At 67.9% G+C, this 16,145-nt stretch carries 16 protein-coding genes; 8 read left to right on the top strand and 8 right to left on the bottom strand.

The features are described from left to right. Positions 1-7 precede the first annotated feature (7 nt). Genes AC0662_RS04985 through AC0662_RS04965 form a run of 5 tightly spaced genes read right to left on the bottom strand, consistent with a single transcriptional unit; the run spans position 8 to position 5,369 of the window. Positions 8-901 carry an ABC transporter permease gene (locus AC0662_RS04985; protein WP_478298619.1) on the bottom strand — a complete coding sequence of 298 codons (894 nt, stop codon included), beginning with the start codon at positions 899-901 and terminating at the stop codon, positions 8-10. After that, the gene (locus tag AC0662_RS04980; RefSeq protein ID WP_478298617.1) at positions 888-1,832 is read right to left on the bottom strand and encodes an ABC transporter permease; all 945 of its coding nucleotides are present in this window, start codon (positions 1,830-1,832) and stop codon (positions 888-890) included. The genes AC0662_RS04985 and AC0662_RS04980 overlap by 14 nt, the downstream gene beginning before the upstream one ends. Positions 1,833-1,846: 14 nt before the next feature. Continuing rightward, on the bottom strand, positions 1,847-3,124 hold the full coding sequence (locus AC0662_RS04975; protein WP_452198382.1) for an NAD(P)/FAD-dependent oxidoreductase: 1,278 nt from the start codon (positions 3,122-3,124) through the stop codon (positions 1,847-1,849). A gap of 4 nt (positions 3,125-3,128) precedes the next feature. Further along, positions 3,129-3,803 (bottom strand): haloacid dehalogenase type II, encoded by a 675-nt coding sequence (locus tag AC0662_RS04970; protein ID WP_452198380.1) that lies wholly within the window; start codon positions 3,801-3,803, stop codon positions 3,129-3,131. Between the two features lie 21 nt (positions 3,804-3,824). Then, a complete protein-coding gene (locus AC0662_RS04965) occupies positions 3,825-5,369 on the bottom strand; it encodes an ABC transporter substrate-binding protein (protein ID WP_478298614.1) in 1,545 nt (514 codons plus the stop codon). Positions 5,370-5,655: 286 nt separating this feature from the next. Between AC0662_RS04965 and AC0662_RS04960 the strand changes: the two genes are divergently transcribed. From AC0662_RS04960 to solA, 6 genes are read left to right on the top strand one after another with little or no spacing between them, the layout of a single operon-like run. Beyond that, a complete protein-coding gene (locus AC0662_RS04960; protein ID WP_478298612.1) occupies positions 5,656-6,219 on the top strand; it encodes an N-acetyltransferase family protein in 564 nt (187 codons plus the stop codon). Beyond that, entirely contained in the window at positions 6,216-6,638 is a 423-nt protein-coding gene (locus AC0662_RS04955) for a hypothetical protein (protein WP_452198375.1), read from the top strand. The genes AC0662_RS04960 and AC0662_RS04955 overlap by 4 nt, the downstream gene beginning before the upstream one ends. Positions 6,639-6,642: 4 nt before the next feature. Further along, positions 6,643-7,902: an aminotransferase family protein gene (locus tag AC0662_RS04950; RefSeq protein ID WP_452198374.1), complete on the top strand. Its 1,260-nt coding sequence runs from the start codon at positions 6,643-6,645 to the stop codon at positions 7,900-7,902. Beyond that, positions 7,899-9,359 (top strand): NAD-dependent succinate-semialdehyde dehydrogenase, encoded by a 1,461-nt coding sequence (locus tag AC0662_RS04945; protein WP_478298610.1) that lies wholly within the window; start codon positions 7,899-7,901, stop codon positions 9,357-9,359. Before AC0662_RS04950 ends, AC0662_RS04945 begins: the two co-directional genes overlap by 4 nt. Next, positions 9,356-10,438 carry a tartrate dehydrogenase gene (locus tag AC0662_RS04940; RefSeq protein WP_452198370.1) on the top strand — a complete coding sequence of 361 codons (1,083 nt, stop codon included), beginning with the start codon at positions 9,356-9,358 and terminating at the stop codon, positions 10,436-10,438. The genes AC0662_RS04945 and AC0662_RS04940 overlap by 4 nt, the downstream gene beginning before the upstream one ends. Continuing rightward, a complete protein-coding gene (gene solA, locus AC0662_RS04935; RefSeq protein WP_452198368.1) occupies positions 10,425-11,555 on the top strand; it encodes an N-methyl-L-tryptophan oxidase in 1,131 nt (376 codons plus the stop codon). Before AC0662_RS04940 ends, solA begins: the two co-directional genes overlap by 14 nt. On the opposite strand, the gene AC0662_RS04930 is transcribed toward solA, so the two are convergent. After that, complete coding sequence (locus AC0662_RS04930; protein WP_478298607.1) at positions 11,521-12,240, bottom strand: peptidase dimerization domain-containing protein; 720 nt, start codon at positions 12,238-12,240, stop codon at positions 11,521-11,523. The genes solA and AC0662_RS04930 overlap by 35 nt on opposite strands. Next, positions 12,237-12,503, bottom strand: coding sequence for a hypothetical protein (locus tag AC0662_RS04925; protein WP_478298605.1), 267 nt, complete (start codon positions 12,501-12,503; stop codon positions 12,237-12,239). The genes AC0662_RS04930 and AC0662_RS04925 overlap by 4 nt, the downstream gene beginning before the upstream one ends. A gap of 65 nt (positions 12,504-12,568) precedes the next feature. Between AC0662_RS04925 and AC0662_RS04920 the strand changes: the two genes are divergently transcribed. Both AC0662_RS04920 and AC0662_RS04915 read left to right on the top strand, forming a co-directional pair. Continuing rightward, positions 12,569-12,937, top strand: coding sequence for an ArsR/SmtB family transcription factor (locus AC0662_RS04920; protein WP_452198363.1), 369 nt, complete (start codon positions 12,569-12,571; stop codon positions 12,935-12,937). 22 nt (positions 12,938-12,959) lie between these two features. Continuing rightward, entirely contained in the window at positions 12,960-14,120 is a 1,161-nt protein-coding gene (locus tag AC0662_RS04915; RefSeq protein WP_478298603.1) for a cation diffusion facilitator family transporter, read from the top strand. Between the two features lie 43 nt (positions 14,121-14,163). Here the strand turns inward: AC0662_RS04915 and AC0662_RS04910 are convergent, their stop codons facing one another. After that, positions 14,164-16,089, bottom strand: coding sequence for a heavy metal translocating P-type ATPase (locus AC0662_RS04910; protein ID WP_478298601.1), 1,926 nt, complete (start codon positions 16,087-16,089; stop codon positions 14,164-14,166). Positions 16,090-16,145: the final 56 nt, after the last annotated feature.

The following is a 16,145-nucleotide window of genomic DNA, read 5'->3' as shown; positions in this document are numbered from 1 at the left end:
GGCGTACTCACGACCGGCTCCCTCGACGCGCGTTGATCCCCTGACCGATCATCGTCACGCTCAGTGCGGTGACGAAGATGGCCAACCCTGGGTAGACGACCAGATGCGGTGCCTGGCTGAGGAACGGCTGCGCCGCGGCGAGCATCGAACCCCAGTCCGCCGCCGGCGGCTGGACCCCCAACCCAAGGTACGACAGCGCGCCGACGGTGATCAGCTTGTGACCGAAGCGCAGCGCGGCGTGGGCCAGCAGCGGGTTCAGCGAGTTCGGCAGCAGGTGCCGCAGCACGATGAACCGCCGCGAGCATCCCAGCGCCCGGGCCGCCTCGATGAACCCGCGGGCGTCGACCTCCATCGCGACACCGCGGGCGAGCTTGGCGAACGGCGTCCAGCCGCCGACGGCCAGTGCCAGGATCAACGTCGTCTTGCTCGCCCCCAGGATCGACACCACGAACATCGCGACGATCATCTCAGGGAAGGCCAGCAGTACGTCGCAGACGCGCATCACGAGTTCGTCGAAGGCACCGCGGACGCGGGCGCAGAGAATGCCGATCAGCGTGCCGAGAACGGCGCAGATGATCACCGTGATCCCGGCGATCGTGACCGAGAACCGTCCGCCGTACATCAGCCGGGTGAGCAGGTCGCGGCCGAGTTGATCGGTGCCGAGCCAGTGCGCCGCGCTGCTGCCGGCCAGTCGCTGCGTGAGGTCCTGATGCGCCGGGTCCGACGGGGCGATCCACGGCGTCAGCAACAGCACGGCCACGACGAGACCGAGGATCGTGGCCCCGACCGTCAGCGTCCACGGCTGCCGGAAGATGTTCCGTGCGGAACGCTGTTTGCGCGCCGTCCCGGTCTGGGCGCCGTCCACGACGCTCATCGTCTTGGGGCCGTCAAGAACCGACATGGCTCCCCCTCACGGTCGGGTTGATCACGGTGTAGAGCACGTCGGTCACGGTCGCCAGTACGACGGTGATCGTCACGATCGTCACCATCGAGGCCTGGATCAGCGGGATGTCCCCGTTGTGTACGGCGTTGTAGACCAGCCGCCCCATCCCCGGGATCCCGAAGATGACCTCCACCACGACCGAGCCGCCCAGCAGACCGCCGAGCCACACCGAGAACAGTGTCAGCACCGGGATGAGCGCGTTCCGGATCCCGTGCCGCACGATCGTCCGGTAGCGCCCGAGGCCGCGAGCGCGGGCACCGACGATGTACGGCGACTCCAGCACCTCGACCATCGATGCGCGCGTGATCTGCGTGAAGTAGCTGATCGGCCGCAGCGCCAGCGTCACGCACGGCAGCACCATCCAGGCCGGCCCGGCCCAGCCCGCCGAGGGCAACGAACCCAGCTTGACCGCGAATACAAGGATCAGCAGCGGTGCCAGCCAGTACTCCGGGACGGCGACGAAGCCCTGTGTCACGGTCGTGATCGCCGTGTCGATCGGGCCGCCGCGCCGCATCGCAGCGATGATCCCCGACGGCAGCGAGATCGCGACGGCCAGTCCGAGCGCACCGGTGGCGAGCACCAGGGTGACCATCGCTGCCGCACCGATCTGTGGCATCACCGCGGCCTGGCTGGTGTAGGAGTACCCGAAGTCCCCATGCAGCACCGAGCCGAGCCAATCGGCGTACTGCACGAGCACCGGGCGGTTCAGGCCGAACTGCGCTCGCAGCGACTCCAGCTGCGCGGGATCGATCTCCATCGAGTTCACCCGCCCGCGGAGGATCTTGCGTGCGGGATCTCCCGGTGTCAGGTAAGGAATCAGGAACACCAGCAACGACACCGCGAGCAGCGCGGCGACCAGCACCGCCAACCGCCTGGCCAGGAATCGCATCACGAGCCTCCGAGCTACTTCACGAGATCCAGGAAGCGGAAGTAGGCACCCACCGGCGGCAGGAACCACGGCGGCCCGACATGCCCCGGGACCGCTCGGAACGTCAGATCTCCCCACGGGTTGGCGCGCGAGTCGCCGCCGATCACCTGTGCCGCGACCTTGCCCATGTGCGTCGCCATCTGGACGCCGTGACCGCTGTAGCCGACCGAGTAGAACACTCCGTCCTTGCGGCCGGCGTGCACCATCTGGTCGAGGGTCATGTCCACCAGACCGCCCCAGCAGTAGTCGATCCCGACGCCCTTCAACCGCGGGAAGACCTTCGTGACCGCCCGCCGCAGGACGTCACCCGACCGCAGGTCCGAGCCGGGGTTGGACATCGCGAACCGCGCGCGGCCGCCGAAGAGCAGCCGGTTGTCCGGGGTGATCCGGAAGTAGTAGACGAGGTTCTTACTGTCCGACGCGACGCGGCGCTTCGGCAACAACTCGTCGACGACCGCGCGATCCAGCGGCTCGGTGACCACGATGAAGCTGCCGATCGGCACCACCCGGCGGCGCAGCCACGGCAGCAGCCGGCCGGAGTACCCGCTGGTTCCGACGACCACGTCGTCCGCGAGCAGCGAGCCCTGCGAGGTGACGACCCGGTGGCGTCGCTCGCCGATCCGTTCCAGCTGGACGACCTCACAGTCCTCGTGCAGCGAGGCGCCGTACTGCGACGCCGCCATCGCGAGACCGCTGCACAGCTTGCCGACGTGCACGCCGGCGGCGATCGGGTCGATCATCGCCCCGTGGTAGAAGTCGCTGCCGATCTCGTCACGGATCTCGCTGCGTGGGACGAGCGTCATCTCGTGGCCCGCGTGTCGGGACAGCAACTCGGCCGAGCGCTGGAACTCCTCGTAGTGCGTGGGTTTGCAGGCCAGATTCAGCTTGCCGACCCGCTCGAAGTCGCAGTCGATACCCTCGCTGTCGACGACCTCTTCGATCGTGTCGATCGCCTCGTTGTACAGCTTGAACATCCGGGTCGCAGTGTCGAGCCCGTAGCGTTCGACGCCCTTGGTGAAATCGATCGCCAGGCCGGTCGTCGCCATCCCGCCGTTGCGCCCCGAGGCGCCCCAGCCGAGAGTGTGCGCCTCGAGGACCGCGACGGAGGCTCCCTGCTTGGCCAGGTGCAGCGCCGTGGACAGGCCGGTCAGGCCGCCGCCAACGATCGCCACGTCCACGGACGCCGGTAGCTCCTGGTGCCGGAAGTCCCCCGCCGGTTTGGCCGTGTCGAGCCAGTACGAGGTGAGCTTCATGGCGTCACAGCCCCAGCAGACCCGGTACGCCGGTCAGGTCGCTCGTCTCCGCGTATTCGTAGTACGGCGTCGACGGGTCGTACCCGCGGTTCACGTAGACCTTGTGCTTGATCCCGAGCTCGTGCGCCGGAATCACGTCGTACCAGATGTGTGACGACACGTGCAGGATCTCGGTCCGGTCGACGGCGAGCTGGTCGAGCATGTACTCGAAGGCGCGATACCGCGGCTTGTAGGCGCCGGCCTGCTCGGCGGTGAAGACCCGGTGGAAATCGACACCGAGCTTCGCGACGTTGCCGGCCAGGATGCTGTCGACCGCATTGGACAGGATCACCAACGGGTAGTGCGAAGCGAGCTTCTCCAGCGGCTCCGGTACGTCGGCGTGCGGGCCCCAGGTGCCGAGCGAGGCGATGATCGCGTCGACGTCGGACGGCTTGAACTGGATCCGCCAGCGGTTGCAGGTCCGCTGCCAGGAATCACGCAGTACCAGCGGGTAGAGCTTGAACTCCCCGAGCACCTCGTCGATCCGGTACGCGCGGAAGTCCTTGAGGAACCGGTCCGTGTGCTCCGGCGGGATCACGCCGTCGATCAACGGCCGCACGGTGTCGTTCATCTGGAAGTTGGTCAGCGTGCCGTAGCAGTCGAAGGTGATGTACTTCGGCTTGAACCCGAGGAGTTCCATGGGCGTGCCCCTTCTGGGAGATCAGTCGGTCAGGGAGAGCTGGGGAGTCAGCGCGTACCGTCCCAGCGGGTCGTCGACGAAGTTCTGTACGCCGGAACGCCGGGCCGCGATGGTCTTGTCCGAGACCATGAACACCGTGACGGCCTTCTCCTGCAGCTGTTTGGCGAGCTCGGCATAGATCACGTACCGGGCGGCGGGATCCTTCTCGCCGTTCGCCTGCGCGAGTCGCGCGTCGAAGGCCGGATCGCAGTAGTGGCTGATGTTGAACGAGCCCTTGCAGGTGTAGTCCGCGTCCAGGAACCCGATCGGGTCGGCGATATCGGTCAGGTGGTTCCGGGACAGCAGCGCCATGTCGTAGTTGCCGCCGAGCAGCGACGGTTCCAGGCCGGCGTAGTCGGACATCGAGACCTTGACCGTGATACCGATCTGCTTCAGCTGGTCCTGGACCACGGCGGCCAGATCGCCGAACTCGGGGCGTTCGGTGTAGGCCCGCAGCGTGAGCGTCAGTTTGCCCGGACCGTATCCGGCCTTCTGCAGCAGGGCCTTCGCCACCTCGACGTCGTGCTTGGCTGGTTCGACACCCTTCGGCGCCCAGGGCTCGCTCGCCGCGAAAGGTCCGAAGGCCGGCGTGACGGTTCCCGAGTAGATCGTCTTGGCGACCGCGTCGAGATCGATCGTCATCTGGATCGCTTTGCGGACATCAGGATTCGTGAACGGCGCCTTGCTGTCGTTCAGGTACAGGCCCGTGGTCCGCGGGGTGTTCGCCTCCGAGACCGTCAGAGACTTGTCGCCCTGGAGCTCCTGGACGCTCGCGGCCGGGATGCCTAGGCCGACCTGCGACTCCCCCGTGCGAACCTGCGTCGCCCGCGCGTTCCCGTCCGGGAGGAACTTGGCCTCCGCCTTGGCCAGCGTCGCCTTCGTTCCCCAGTACGCGTCGTTGCGTTCCAGCGACATCGACTGCTGAGGCTTCTGGGCCGTGATCGTGAACGGGCCGGTGCAGTGCTTCACCGGGTCGATCCCGCGTCCGGCGTACGCCGCCTTCGCCAGGATGCCCGTGTTGACGCTGGCCAACCGGTACGGCACCAGCGCACTGGGCTTCGGAGTCGTGATCCGCACGGTCGACGCATCGAGCGCCGTGACACCGCTGATCACCGACGGCTTGAACGCGCGCGGTGGCGCCGTCGCTTTGAGGAGTTTGTTCAGCGCGAGCGTCACGCTGTTCGCGTCGAACGGCGTACCGTCCTGGAACTTCACGCCCTGGCGGAGCGTGAAGTCCCACGTTGTCGGGCTGGACTGGGTCCACTTGGTCGCGAGCAGCGGCTGCAGCTCGCCGGCCTGGAAGTCGTACTTGAGCAGAGTCTCCAGGCACCCGGCCTGCGCGAGAACGAACGCGTCGTCGGTCTCGAGCGCGTAACCGGCCTTGGGCGTGAACTGGAGGGCGATGGTCAGGCTGCGGTCCGCAGCACCAGCGGCGTTGCCGGAACTGGTGAAGCTGCCGCAGGCCGTGACCGAGAGGAGTGCGGCGAGCGAGAGCGCGGCGCCGTGCAGGGGACGAATCGATCGCATGCGTCACCACCTGGTGGGAGGGGAGCCGTCGGAACGGGCTCCGGTGCGATACAGGGACGGTAGGAGGGGCCGTTCCAGATTGTCAACAACTCGGCACAAGCGACTGCACTGTCGACGTTCTGACAGTTACTTCCATTCCTTGTCGACGAAACACGGCGAGTCGCCAAACACGCGTAAAACAAGGCTTCCAAGCCACCGAGAGCGAGCAATGTGACAGCGAAATGACGGCAAGATTTCCTGTCGTTCAGGGTTGTCAACAATCTGTCCGCGGGTCATCATCATTGGCATGGCCCACACCGCCACCGACCCGGACGGTGTCCTGATCCGGGATCTCACAAGCGCCGACATCCCAGCCGCGCAAGCGGTCATGACGCGTTCGGTCGTCGAGGACTTCGGGTCCACGTACGACCCCGTCATCCATGCCGACATCGACGACATCCCCGGCTGGTACCTGCAGCCGACCGGCCCCTTCCTCCTGGTCGCCCAGGACACCGCGACCGGAGAAGTGATCGGCACCTGCGGCATCCGCGGCGGCGCGCTCAAGGAGGGGCTCAGCCCTGAGCATCTCGTCGAGCGCTACCGCGACGGACGCACCGGCCAGCTTGTTCGTGTCTACGTACTGAAGGAGCACCGCCGCCGGCACATCGCGAGGGCGCTCGTCCAGGCGACCGTCGAACGTGCCCGGCAGGAGCGCCACTACGACACGATCGCGCTGCACACCTACCCGCACTCCCCCGGCGCACTGCCGTTCTGGCTGTCGGTCGGCTGCGAACTGGTCGAGGACGACGTGAACGGCATGACCAAAGCGATGTTCTTCGAACTCCCCCTCACCGAAAGGACTTCCCTGTGAACCTCGACGCGAAGCGACGCGACCTCTTCATCTTCGTCCCGCAGCCCGGCAAGGCGGCTGAGGCGAAGCAGTACCTGGCCGACTGGCTCCGCTCCCTCGGCGACCACCCCGGGTACCTCGGTGGTTCGGTGCTCGAGGAGACCGCCGGCGAACTGCTCCCGGACACCCTCGTCATGACGCTGGAGTTCGAGTCGACCCACGCGGCCCGAGCACTCTGGCCGAAGATCGAGAACACCATCAACCCGCTGTACCCCGACGACAAGAGCGACAAGAGGCCGGACCAGGGCACTGCCTTCTTCGACGACACCACCGACCTGAACTACACCCGCGGCAACGGACTCCTGGCCCGGATGCTGCACATCCACGCGGCGGTGGCTGACGAGTTCAGCACCGAAACGGCCGCCGCCGGCGCCAGGTAATCCCGTGAGTACGCCACCCGCCCTGTGGCATCCGCAGGCGCACATGCCGACGACGATGCGGGAACGCCTCGTCGTCGCCTCCGCCAACGGCGCCTGGCTGACCACCGAGGACGGTCAACTCCTGCTCGATCTGCCCGCCGGTCTCTGGTTCGCCAACATCGGCCACGCCCGCGAACGGATGGCCGCCGCGGCCGCACAACAGATGACGAGGCTGGAGACCTATCACCTGTTCGGCATCCACGCGAACCGTCCGGCGCTGAACCTTGCCGATCGGCTGCGGGAGCTGGTGCCGATGCGCGATGCGTCGTTCATCTTCACCTCCGGCGGATCCGACTCCATCGACGCGGCCTGCAAACTCGCGCGCCGCTACTGGCAGGAGCTCGGACAGACCGGCAAGACCGTCGTGCTGAGCAGGACGGGTGGCTACCACGGACTCCACGGCTTCGGTACGTCGATCGCCGGCCTGGACTTCAACCGGGCCGGCTACGGCACCGACTCGCTGATCCCCGAAACGGCCCGTGTCCCGCTCGCAGATCTGGCCGAAACGCGCCGGATCATCGAGGAACTCGGCCCTGAACGCATCGCGGCCTTGGTCGCCGAACCAGTTGTCGGTACCGGCGGGGTGCATCCACCGCCCGACGGGTACCTGCCTGGATTGCAGGAACTGTGTCGTGAGTTCGACATCCTGTTCATCGCCGACGAGGTGGTGACCGGCTTCGGCCGCACCGGCGCCTGGTTCGGCAGTGATCGCTGGGAGATCCAGCCTGATCTCATGACGATGGCCAAGGGCATCACGTCCGGCTACCTGCCGCTCGGTGCCGTGGCGGTCTCGGCGCAGGTCTCCGCACCGTTCATGTCCGGCGCGGACGCACCAATCTTCCGGCACGGCATCACGTACTCCGGTCACGCCACCGCCTGCGCGGTCGCGCTGGAGAACCTCGCCGTACTCCAGGAAGAGGATCTGTTGGCCCGGGTGCGGATGCTGGAACCGATCCTCGCCGGCGCTTTCGGATCGCTCGCTTCGTCCGAGCTCGTGCAGGAGGTTCGCTCGATCGGGTTGATGGCTGGGGTGCAGCTGTCGCCCGATGTGCCCGCGGACGACGTGATCCGTGGGTGTCGCGAGGGCGGCGTCCTCACGCGACTGTTGGCCGGCAACACCCTGCATGTCTGTCCGCCGTTCGTCATCACTCCCGACGAGATCCAGTTCGCCGCCGACGTGATGGCGACCGCGATCACAGCGGTTGGGGAAAGGATCGCCGCATGACCACCGTTGCCTGGGGCACCGATGTACTCACGTCGGTCCCGGACGGCTTTCTGACCGACCGCTGGCGCCCGGCCGCCTCCGGCGCCACCTTCGATGTCGTCGACCCGAGCACCGAGCAGGTCATCGCCTCGGTTGCCGACTGTGGACCTGAGGACGCTCTCGCTGCGCTCGCTGCAAGTGCGACCTGGTCCGCTTCGACGCCGCGGGAGCGGGCCGACGTACTGCATCGGCTCTTCGATCTGCTGATCAGTCAACGCGAGCGGCTGGCCCAACTGCTCGTGCTCGAGGTCGGGAAGACCATCACCGAGGCTCGGGGCGAGGTGAACTACGCGGCGGACTACATCAGGTGGTACGCCGAGGAAGCGGTGCGGCCGCACGGACGCAGTACGGTCTCGCCCGACGGGCGGAACCACATCGTCACAGTGGCCGAGCCGGTCGGACCATGTCTGTTGATCACGCCGTGGAACGTTCCGCTGGCGATGGCGGCTCGCAAGGTCGCACCTGCGCTCGCGGCGGGCTGCACCGCCGCACTCAAGCCGGCCGAGCTGACTCCGCTCACCTCGCTGGTGTTCGGTGAACTGGTGCTGGAAGCCGGCGCGCCGCCCGGTGTGCTGAGCGTGATCACGACCAGTCGACCGGCTGACGTTTGCGGGCCGCTGCTGGCTGATCCGCGGCTGCGGAAGGTCTCGTTCACCGGTTCCACGGACGTCGGGCGACTGCTGCTCGAACAGAGCGGCCGACGGGTCCTGCGGACGTCGATGGAGCTCGGCGGCAACGCACCGTTCCTGGTCTTCGACGACGCGGATCTCGACCTCGCGGTCCGGGAGGCGATGATCGCGAAGATGCGTCTGGGCGGGCAGTCCTGCGTCGCCGCCAACCGCTTCATCGTCACCGACGGCATCGCGGACGCGTTCGTCAGCGCCCTCGCCGCGCGGATGGCCGCCCTCACCGTCGGGCGCCCGTCCCAGGAGGACACCGACCTCGGCCCGCTCGTCGACCACCGAGCTGTCCAGAAGGTCCGTCGGCTGGTGGACGATGCGGTCGCGAAGGGCGCCGAGATCGTCGCGCAGGCGCAACTCCCCGACGGTCCCGGGTACTACGTCGCTCCAACAGTGCTCGACCATGTACCCCCGACCGCGGACATTCTGCGTGAAGAGGTGTTCGGTCCGGTGGCCGCCGTACGACGGGTCTCCTCCGAGGCCGAGGCCATTGCTGCGGGCAACGACACTGAGCACGGTCTGGCCGCGTTCCTCATCACCCAGGACATCGACCGGGCCCGCCGGGTCGCGAGTCGTCTGCAGACCGGGATGGTCGGGATCAACCGCGGTCTCGTCTCCGACGTCGCCGCACCGTTCGGCGGCGTGAAGCAGTCCGGACTCGGCCGCGAAGGTGGACCGGAAGGACTGCACGAGTACCAGCACTTCAAGTACCTCTCGTCGCCGGGATTCCACTCGTGACGGTCAAGCGACTCGCGCTCATCCCCGGCGACGGCATCGGCGTCCAGGTGATGGAGTCCGCCCAACAGGTGCTCCGCGTCATCGAGCAGTCGTACGACGTGACGCTCGAGCTCACCGAGTTCGACTGGTCCTGCGAGCGGTACCAGCGCACCGGCGCGATGATGCCGCCGGACGGACTGGACCTGCTCGCTCCGCACGACGCGATCCTGCTCGGCGCGGTCGGCTGGCCCGGCGTACCGGATCATGTGTCGTTGTGGGGTCTGTTGATCCCGATCCGGCGAGCCTTTGAGCAGTACGTGAACCTCCGCCCGATGCGGGTCTTCGAGGGTGTGCCGGCACCGGTGCGAGCCGAGTGGTCCGCGGGCACCGACTTCGTGGTCGTGCGGGAGAACTCCGAGGGCGAGTACAGCGAGGTCGGCGGCCGGCTCGGGCACGGACGGTCCGAGGTGGCGTTGCAGCAGGCAACGTTTTCCCGGATCGGGGTCGAGCGGATCGCGGAGTATGCGATGAACCTGGCGGAGCGTCGTAGCGGCCGGGTCCGGTCCGCGACGAAGTCCAACGGGATCATCCACACGATGACGTTCTGGGACCAGGTGGTCGACGAGGTCGCCGCCCGGCATCCGAAGGTGACTGTGACCCGCGAGCACGTCGACGCGCTCGCCGCGCGGATGGTGCTACATCCCACCGACTTCGACGTGGTCGTGGCATCCAACCTGTTCGGCGACATCCTGTCGGACCTCGCCGCGGCGGTCTGCGGCAGCATCGGCATCGCTCCCTCGGCCAACCTCGCACCGGACGGGCCCGGGCCGTCGATGTTCGAACCGGTGCACGGCTCCGCGCCCGACATCGCCGGCCGCGGTCTCGCGAACCCGATCGGGATGCTCTGGTCCGTCGTCCTGATGCTCCAGCAACTCGGCCTCCCGGACCCGGCGACCGCACTCATGTCTGCCATCGAGGAATCGTTACGTGACCCCTACACCCGCACCGCCGATCTCGGAGGTACGGCGTCGACCGCCGAGGTGACCGCGTTCGTGACGCGCCGGCTCGCGAAGGAAGGACGAACCGATGACACACGCTGAGGTCGCCGTGATCGGGCTGGGCGCGATCGGGTCGATGACCTTGTGGCGACTCGCCGAACGCGGCATCGCAGTCCACGGCTACGAACGGTTCAGCGCCGGGCACGACCACGGCGCCTCGGCCGGAGAGACCCGGCGCTTCTCCGTCCAGAGCCAGGGCGATCCGCGCTTCACACCACTCGCCGTCGAAGCGCTCGAGCTCTGGCGTGAGCTCAGCGACCACTCGAAGCGCGAGCTCTTCACTCAGACAGGAGGCGTGATCATCGGTCCACAAGGCACACCCGCTCTCGCCTCCGCGATCGCGTCCGCGCAAGAGAACGGGCTCCCCCACGAGGCGCTCACAGCCGACGTACTGCGATCACGCTTTCCGCAGCACGTCGTACGGCCGACCGATGCCGGAGTCATCGATCCGCTCGCGGGGTACCTTCGCCCGGAGGCCGGTGTCAGCTCGGCCATCGCACGTGCCGACGCGTCGGGCGCGACAGTGCGGCTGAACACCGAGGTGCTTGCCGTCGAGCCACGGGACGGCGGGATCGCTGTCATCACGGGTGACGACGAGCAGACGTTCGAGCGGGTCGTTCTGGCACCAGGTGCTTGGGCAGGTGGGCTCGCACCGGAGGCGGTGAGTTCCGTCGTACCGCGTCGGCTGGTGCAGGGGTGGTATCTCGCCCGGCTGGCGAGCGACTACACCGCCGACATCTTCCCGGTGTTCGAGCGTGTCGGCGATGTGTCCGCCTACGGGTTCCCGTCGCTGGACGGGGTCACAGTGAAGGTCGGCGTCAAGTTCGGCGCGCACCCGGTGGTCCAGGACCTGAGGTTCGTCGACCGGTCCGTGCCGGCCGACTACCTGCGCCGCGTGGGCACGGTCATCCGCGAGTACCTTCCCGGGCTCTATCCGGATCCCGCTCGGCTGCAAACGGGTGTCGAGGGCTACAGCACGGACGGACGACCGTACGTGGGACTCTCCCCGACCGACCCGCGCCTCGTGATCACGTGCGGGTTCTCCGGCGCCGGATTCAAGTTCGCGCCCGTGATGGGTGACATCGCCGCCGACCTCGCCACCACGGGCAAGACCAACCGGGACATCACGTTCCTCGCTCCCGGTCGGCAGGCCGCCTGATCGCGGCCTCCAGCCAATCGGTTGCGATCGGCAAGCAACGCTCGTCGAGGTCGAACAGCGGGTGGTGGTGCGGCGCCGGGCTGCTCGCGCCGACCAGCACGAAGGTCGCCGTACCCCCGTCCCGCTGTACTGCGTCCATCAGCAGCGTCACGTCATCGCTCGCCAACATCGGCGCACCGCGCAGTACCTGGACGATCCCGGGGACGCCGTCAGCCGCGACCAGCAGCTCGTCGATCTCGGCCTCGTCGCATCGCGCCGTCAGCGCGCGCCCACTCACATCGACCGCCCAGCCGAGGCCGTACGACAGCCCAACGCCCGCGATGACTTCACGTGCCCGCTCTAGAAGAGACCCGAGCGCCTTGTCACTGTCAGCGCGGAGCTCGACCAGGAGTTCGGCGCGATTCGGGACGATGTTGGCCGCCGTACCGCCGTGCAAGGCGCCGACGTTCAGCCGGGTCACCGCGCCGGCGACCTGCGGAAGAGTGTGCAGCGCAAGCGTCGTCGCAGCAGCACCGAGGACGGCGTGGCGTCCGTCCGGTGGCGCGAGACTCGCATGGGCGGACCGACCAGTCAGGACCACGCGCCACTTCTCGGTCGCCATCACGCCCAGCGCCGACGCTGCGACCGTACCGACGGGCAGACCGATGCCCAGATGCAGACCGATCATCCGTCGTACGCCGCTCAACGCACCGGCAGCTCCACCAACTCGTCGGGCACTCCCGCGTCACCGGCCCGCCGACGAGCGTCCGCAAGCTCGGCGGACCCCGGTACTCCGGCGCTCGTCGGGAGCCGCAGCACGTCACGACCGAGAGCGATCGCGTCCGCGACCGGCTCGAGGAGTCGTACGACGGTCGCGGCCGTGATGACCTCGGTGAAGCCCAGTTCCGGGCGCGCGTGCAGTGCGCGACGAAGTTGGACCAACCGATCGCCCGAACCACCGTCGAACATCGCCGCTCCTCTTGCCCTCGGTCATCTGCACTGCTTAGTATCTGCATATGCGCGCAGATAAGCAATTGCATAGATCTGACCCGGACGAGGAGCACGTCGCCCTCGCCGTGGAGGTCTTCCGGATGCTGTCCGACCCCACGCGGGTCCGGCTGCTGTGGGCATTGCTCGACGGCGAGCGGCCCGTGAACGAGCTGGCCGAGGCGGTCGGGAAGTCCCCCGCGGGCGTCTCGCAGCACCTGGCCAAGCTCCGCATGGCCCGGCTGGTCCGGACCCGCAAACAAGGAATCCAGGTCTTCTACCGGATCGAGAACTCCCACGCGAGCCAGCTCGTCGAGGACGCGATCTACCACGCCGAACACTCCAGCGGCGGGTTTCCTGAGCACCACCGGGCCACCGGTTCGGTGACTCACGTCGACCCTGCCGCTGCCACCTGACGAATCAGAGGACGAAGAGCCGATGAGCGCCACAGAACACGACCACAAGCACCCCCACGAGGACACCGCCACCGCCGGGCACGGTCATGGGCACGGTCACGGCCACGAGCAGCAGAAGCACGACGACCATCAGCCGGCCGCCGAGCACGGCGAGGGTCATGGGCATGGACACGGGCATGGGCACGGCGCCGGTCACGGGCACGCGCATCACGACGGCTTCCTCGGCAAGCTCAAGGAGATCTTCGTCCCGCACTCGCACGACAGCGCCGACAAGGTCGACTCCGCGCTCGAGGCGAGCCGTGAAGGCATGCGCTGCCTGAAGATCAGCTTCGCCGGCCTGATCCTGACCGCGATCATCCAGACCGTGATCGTCATCTACACCAACTCGGTCGCCCTCCTCGGCGACACCCTGCACAACTACGCCGACGCCCTCACGGCGATCCCACTGGCGATCGCGTTCCTCGTCGGCCGCCGCCTCGCCACGCGTGCGTACACGTACGGCTTCGGCCGCGCCGAGGACCTGGCCGGCATCATCGTCGTGGTCCTGATCGCGTTGTCGTCCGCCTATGCCGGCTACGAGGCCGTCATGCGCTTCATCAACCCGTCCGACGTCCGGCACGTCGGCGTACTGATCATCGCCGGAGTCGTCGGCTTCCTCGGGAACGAGGTCGTCGCGCAGTACCGGATCCGTACCGGCAAGCGGATCGGTTCGGCTGCCCTGGTCGCCGACGGGCTGCACGCCCGGACCGACGGATTCACCAGCCTGGCGGTGGTTCTGAGCGCGGTCGGCGCCTGGCTGGGCTTCCCGCTCGCCGACCCGATCATCGGTCTGCTGATCACGATCGCGATCCTGTTCGTTCTTCGCGACGCCGCCCGCGAGGTGTACCGCCGGCTCATGGACGCGGTCGACCCCGCCCTCGTCGACCAGACCGAGCAGATCATCCGGTCCACGCCTGGGGTGATCGATGTCCGCGGCATCCAGCTCCGCTGGCTCGGCCACAGCCTCCGCGCCGAGGCCAGAATCGCCGTCGACACGAACACGTCCCTCACCGACGCGCACCACCTGAGCCACCAGGTCGAGCACGACCTGATCCACGGCGTACGACGCCTCTCGTCCGCCACGATCCACACCGAGCCCCTCGACCCGGAAGCAGCTCACCAACTGGTCGCGCATCACCAGTAGCAAATGCGGGGGTACGGCACGGTCGACGTACCCCCGTACCCGGCTACCGGCGGGGCCAGGCGGCGTTGCGGAGCAGGCGGAGGCCGTTGAGGCCCACGATGATCGTCGAGCCTTCGTGGCCGGCGACACCGAGTGGGAGCGGGAGATGGCCGACGAGGTCCCAGATCACGAGACCGGTGATGAACGTTGCCGCGATGACGAGGTTGGCGATCACGACACGGCGAGCACGTCGCGACAGCTCGATCACGGCGGGGATGGTGGTGAGGTCGTCGCGTACGACGATCGCGTCGGCGGTCTGCAAGGTCAGGTCGGAGCCGGCGCCGCCCATCGCGATACCGGCATGCGCGGCGGCCAGCGCGGGCGCGTCGTTGATCCCGTCCCCCACCACGGCCACCCGCGCACCATCGGCCTGCAGCCGACATACCTCGGCGACCTTGCCATCGGGCAGCAGTTCGGCCCGGACCTCGTCGATCCCGACCTGCGTGGCCACCGCGCTCGCCGCCGTCGCGTTGTCTCCGGTCAGCAACACCGGCCCGTCGCCGGTCAGCCGACGGACGTTCGCAACGACACCGGCTGCCTCGGAGCGAAGCTCGTCGACAAGCCCGAACACCGCGACCGGCAATTCGTCCACGGACATCACAACGGCCGTCGCCCCGAACGCCTGCAACCGGCGCACCTCGGTGAGATCTTCCCGCGGAGCAGCGATGCGAACGGCGCGACCGTCGACCCGCGCGGAAATCCCACGGCCGGCGGTCGCCTGGAAGTCGTCAACCGGCAGCAGGTCGATCTTGCGCTCGCGAGCGGCCCGAACGATCGCGGCGCCGAGCGGGTGCTCGCTCGCGTGCTCGGCCGACGCGGCCAGCCGCAGTGCATCGGCGTCGGAGAGGTCTGCGAGGAGACGGATCTCCGACAACTGGGGTGCGCCCCGCGTCAACGTTCCCGTCTTGTCGAACGCGACCCGGGTCGTTGCGCCGAGCGACTCCATGACGACCGCGGACTTCACCAGTACGCCGTGCCGGCCGGCGTTCGCGATCGCGGCCAGCAACGGCGGCATCGTCGCCAGCACCACCGCGCACGGCGAGGCGACGATCATGAACGTCATTGCCCTCAGCAACGTGGCGGTGAAATCGTGACCGAGCAACAGCGGGACGACGAGTAGCAGCACTGTCATCGTGACCATACCGACCGAGTACCGCTGCTCGACCTTCTCGATGAACAACTGCGTCTTCGCCTTGGTCTTCGATGCTTCCTCGACGAGCGCGGCGATCCGCGCCACCACCGACTCCTCGGCGGAACGGTCGACGCGCACGCGCAGTACGCCGGTTCCGTTGACCGTCCCCGCGAACACCTCATCACCCGACGCCTTGTCCACCGGCAGCGGCTCACCGGTGATGGTGGCCTGATCGACCTCGCTCGATCCGTCGAGCACGGTCCCGTCAGCGCCGACACGCTCCCCCGGGCGAACCAGGATCTCGTCACCGATCACGAGTTCACGGACCGGTACGACGTCCTCCGCCGTACGACTGACCCTCGTCGCGGTGTCGGGCGCCAGGTCCAGGAGTCCGCGGACCGAGTCCTCCGTGCGCTTCGTCGCGACGGCCTCCAGTGCGCCCGACGTCGCGAAGATGACGATCAGCAACGCGCCGTCCAGCACCTGCCCGATGGCCGCGGCCGCGATCGCCGCGACGACCATGAGGAGGTCGACGTCCAGCCGACGTTGGCGAAGCTCCTGCAGACCTGCCCAACCGGGCTCCCATCCTCCGGCCGCGTAGCACGCCAGGAACAGCGGCCACGTCAGCCACCCCGGCGCCCCTGCCAGCTGGGCCACCAGCCCCGTGGCGAACAGCGCGGTGGCCGCAGTCGCCCATCGCACCTCCGCCAGGGTCCATGCGGCTGACCACCAGCCGCCGGCACGTTCGTTCAGCCGGCTGATGTCGGGTGCTCGGGAGTCGTTGAGTTGGATCGTCACCCGATTAGCCTACATGCGCAAACATGCAGGTACGCACACAGGCAGGCAAGCAGGTA

The organism is Kribbella sp. NPDC043289, from assembly GCF_056436705.1.
Note: the sequence above shows the minus strand (reverse complement) of the source record. Positions and strands in the feature narration are given on the sequence as shown.

Coding starts and splice junctions, on each gene's coding strand:
- AC0662_RS04985 (WP_478298619.1), bottom strand. CDS start 901: ATGTCGGTTCTTGACGGCCCCAAGACGATGAGCGTCGTGGACGGCGCC.
- AC0662_RS04980 (WP_478298617.1), bottom strand. CDS start 1,832: ATGCGATTCCTGGCCAGGCGGTTGGCGGTGCTGGTCGCCGCGCTGCTC.
- AC0662_RS04975 (WP_452198382.1), bottom strand. CDS start 3,124: ATGAAGCTCACCTCGTACTGGCTCGACACGGCCAAACCGGCGGGGGAC.
- AC0662_RS04970 (WP_452198380.1), bottom strand. CDS start 3,803: ATGGAACTCCTCGGGTTCAAGCCGAAGTACATCACCTTCGACTGCTAC.
- AC0662_RS04965 (WP_478298614.1), bottom strand. CDS start 5,369: ATGCGATCGATTCGTCCCCTGCACGGCGCCGCGCTCTCGCTCGCCGCA.
- AC0662_RS04960 (WP_478298612.1), top strand. CDS start 5,656: ATGGCCCACACCGCCACCGACCCGGACGGTGTCCTGATCCGGGATCTC.
- AC0662_RS04945 (WP_478298610.1), top strand. CDS start 7,899: ATGACCACCGTTGCCTGGGGCACCGATGTACTCACGTCGGTCCCGGAC.
- solA (WP_452198368.1), top strand. CDS start 10,425: ATGACACACGCTGAGGTCGCCGTGATCGGGCTGGGCGCGATCGGGTCG.
- AC0662_RS04925 (WP_478298605.1), bottom strand. CDS start 12,503: ATGTTCGACGGTGGTTCGGGCGATCGGTTGGTCCAACTTCGTCGCGCA.
- AC0662_RS04915 (WP_478298603.1), top strand. CDS start 12,960: ATGAGCGCCACAGAACACGACCACAAGCACCCCCACGAGGACACCGCC.